Source organism: Pseudomonas sp. B611, assembly GCF_055407965.1.
The window spans coordinates 1-3,171 of the sequence record NZ_JBUZST010000039.1 but is presented as its reverse complement, the minus strand read 5'-3'; the positions used below and the strand labels follow the sequence as shown (position 1 = coordinate 3,171).

Genomic DNA, 3,171 nt, shown 5'->3' with positions numbered 1-3,171 from the left:
TTGATTTCTAGTCTTTGATTAGATCGTTCTTTAAAAATTTGGGTATGTGATAGAAAGATAGACTGAACGTTACTTTCACTGGTAACGGATCAGGCTAAGGTAAAATTTGTGAGTTACTCAGTTTTGAGTATTATCGAATTTTCGGCGAATGTTGTCTTCACAGTATAACCAGATTGCTTGGGGTTATATGGTCAAGTGAAGAAGCGCATACGGTGGATGCCTTGGCAGTCAGAGGCGATGAAAGACGTGGTAGCCTGCGAAAAGCTTCGGGGAGTCGGCAAACAGACTTTGATCCGGAGATGTCTGAATGGGGGAACCCAGCCATCATAAGATGGTTATCTTACGCTGAATACATAGGCGTAAGAGGCGAACCAGGGGAACTGAAACATCTAAGTACCCTGAGGAAAAGAAATCAACCGAGATTCCCTTAGTAGTGGCGAGCGAACGGGGACTAGCCCTTAAGTGGCTTTGAGATTAGCGGAACGCTCTGGAAAGTGCGGCCATAGTGGGTGATAGCCCTGTACGCGAAAATCTCTTAGTCATGAAATCGAGTAGGACGGAGCACGAGAAACTTTGTCTGAATATGGGGGGACCATCCTCCAAGGCTAAATACTACTGACTGACCGATAGTGAACTAGTACCGTGAGGGAAAGGCGAAAAGAACCCCGGAGAGGGGAGTGAAATAGATCCTGAAACCGTATGCGTACAAGCAGTGGGAGCCCACTTTGTTGGGTGACTGCGTACCTTTTGTATAATGGGTCAGCGACTTATTTTCAGTGGCGAGCTTAACCGAATAGGGGAGGCGTAGCGAAAGCGAGTCTTAATAGGGCGTCTAGTCGCTGGGAATAGACCCGAAACCGGGCGATCTATCCATGGGCAGGTTGAAGGTTGGGTAACACTAACTGGAGGACCGAACCGACTACCGTTGAAAAGTTAGCGGATGACCTGTGGATCGGAGTGAAAGGCTAATCAAGCTCGGAGATAGCTGGTTCTCCTCGAAAGCTATTTAGGTAGCGCCTCATGTATCACTGTAGGGGGTAGAGCACTGTTTCGGCTAGGGGGTCATCCCGACTTACCAAACCGATGCAAACTCCGAATACCTACAAGTGCCGAGCATGGGAGACACACGGCGGGTGCTAACGTCCGTCGTGAAAAGGGAAACAACCCAGACCGTCAGCTAAGGTCCCAAAGTTATGGTTAAGTGGGAAACGATGTGGGAAGGCTTAGACAGCTAGGAGGTTGGCTTAGAAGCAGCCACCCTTTAAAGAAAGCGTAATAGCTCACTAGTCGAGTCGGCCTGCGCGGAAGATGTAACGGGGCTCAAACCATACACCGAAGCTACGGGTATCACGTAAGTGATGCGGTAGAGGAGCGTTCTGTAAGCCTGTGAAGGTGAGTTGAGAAGCTTGCTGGAGGTATCAGAAGTGCGAATGCTGACATGAGTAACGACAATGGGTGTGAAAAACACCCACGCCGAAAGACCAAGGTTTCCTGCGCAACGTTAATCGACGCAGGGTTAGTCGGTCCCTAAGGCGAGGCTGAAAAGCGTAGTCGATGGAAAACAGGTTAATATTCCTGTACTTCTGGTTATTGCGATGGAGGGACGGAGAAGGCTAGGCCAGCTTGGCGTTGGTTGTCCAAGTTTAAGGTGGTAGGCTGGAATCTTAGGTAAATCCGGGATTCTAAGGCCGAGAGCTGATGACGAGTTAACTTTTAGTTAACGAAGTGGTTGATGCCATGCTTCCAAGAAAAGCTTCTAAGCTTCAGGTAACCAGGAACCGTACCCCAAACCGACACAGGTGGTTGGGTAGAGAATACCAAGGCGCTTGAGAGAACTCGGGTGAAGGAACTAGGCAAAATGGCACCGTAACTTCGGGAGAAGGTGCGCCGGTGAGGGTGAAGGACTTGCTCCGTAAGCTCATGCCGGTCGAAGATACCAGGCCGCTGCGACTGTTTATTAAAAACACAGCACTCTGCAAACACGAAAGTGGACGTATAGGGTGTGACGCCTGCCCGGTGCCGGAAGGTTAATTGATGGGGTTAGCTAACGCGAAGCTCTTGATCGAAGCCCCGGTAAACGGCGGCCGTAACTATAACGGTCCTAAGGTAGCGAAATTCCTTGTCGGGTAAGTTCCGACCTGCACGAATGGCGTAACGATGGCGGCGCTGTCTCCACCCGAGACTCAGTGAAATTGAAATCGCTGTGAAGATGCAGTGTATCCGCGGCTAGACGGAAAGACCCCGTGAACCTTTACTATAGCTTTGCACTGGACTTTGAATTTGCTTGTGTAGGATAGGTGGGAGGCTTTGAAGCGTGGACGCCAGTCTGCGTGGAGCCAACCTTGAAATACCACCCTGGCAACTTTGAGGTTCTAACTCAGGTCCGTTATCCGGATCGAGGACAGTGTATGGTGGGTAGTTTGACTGGGGCGGTCTCCTCCTAAAGAGTAACGGAGGAGTACGAAGGTGCGCTCAGACCGGTCGGAAATCGGTCGTAGAGTATAAAGGCAAAAGCGCGCTTGACTGCGAGACAGACACGTCGAGCAGGTACGAAAGTAGGTCTTAGTGATCCGGTGGTTCTGTATGGAAGGGCCATCGCTCAACGGATAAAAGGTACTCCGGGGATAACAGGCTGATACCGCCCAAGAGTTCATATCGACGGCGGTGTTTGGCACCTCGATGTCGGCTCATCACATCCTGGGGCTGAAGCCGGTCCCAAGGGTATGGCTGTTCGCCATTTAAAGTGGTACGCGAGCTGGGTTTAGAACGTCGTGAGACAGTTCGGTCCCTATCTGCCGTGGACGTTTGAGATTTGAGAGGGGCTGCTCCTAGTACGAGAGGACCGGAGTGGACGAACCTCTGGTGTTCCGGTTGTCACGCCAGTGGCATTGCCGGGTAGCTATGTTCGGAATAGATAACCGCTGAAAGCATCTAAGCGGGAAACTAGCCTCAAGATGAGATCTCACTGGAACCTTGAGTTCCCTGAAGGGCCGTCGAAGACTACGACGTTGATAGGTTGGGTGTGTAAGCGCTGTGAGGCGTTGAGCTAACCAATACTAATTGCCCGTGAGGCTTGACCATATAACACCCAAGCAATTTGCATGCTTCGAGCTGAAAAGCGAAAGAGCACCAGATTGCGGTGTGTGAAGACGATAGAACCGAAAGTTCGAT

The 3,171-nt window shown here is 50.7% G+C and carries 1 rRNA gene; it reads left to right on the top strand.

Annotated elements, in window-relative coordinates:
• Window positions 1–189 precede the first annotated feature (189 nt).
• A 23S ribosomal RNA gene (locus ACZRMO_RS30145) occupies window positions 190–3,081 on the top strand.
• Window positions 3,082–3,171: the final 90 nt, after the last annotated feature.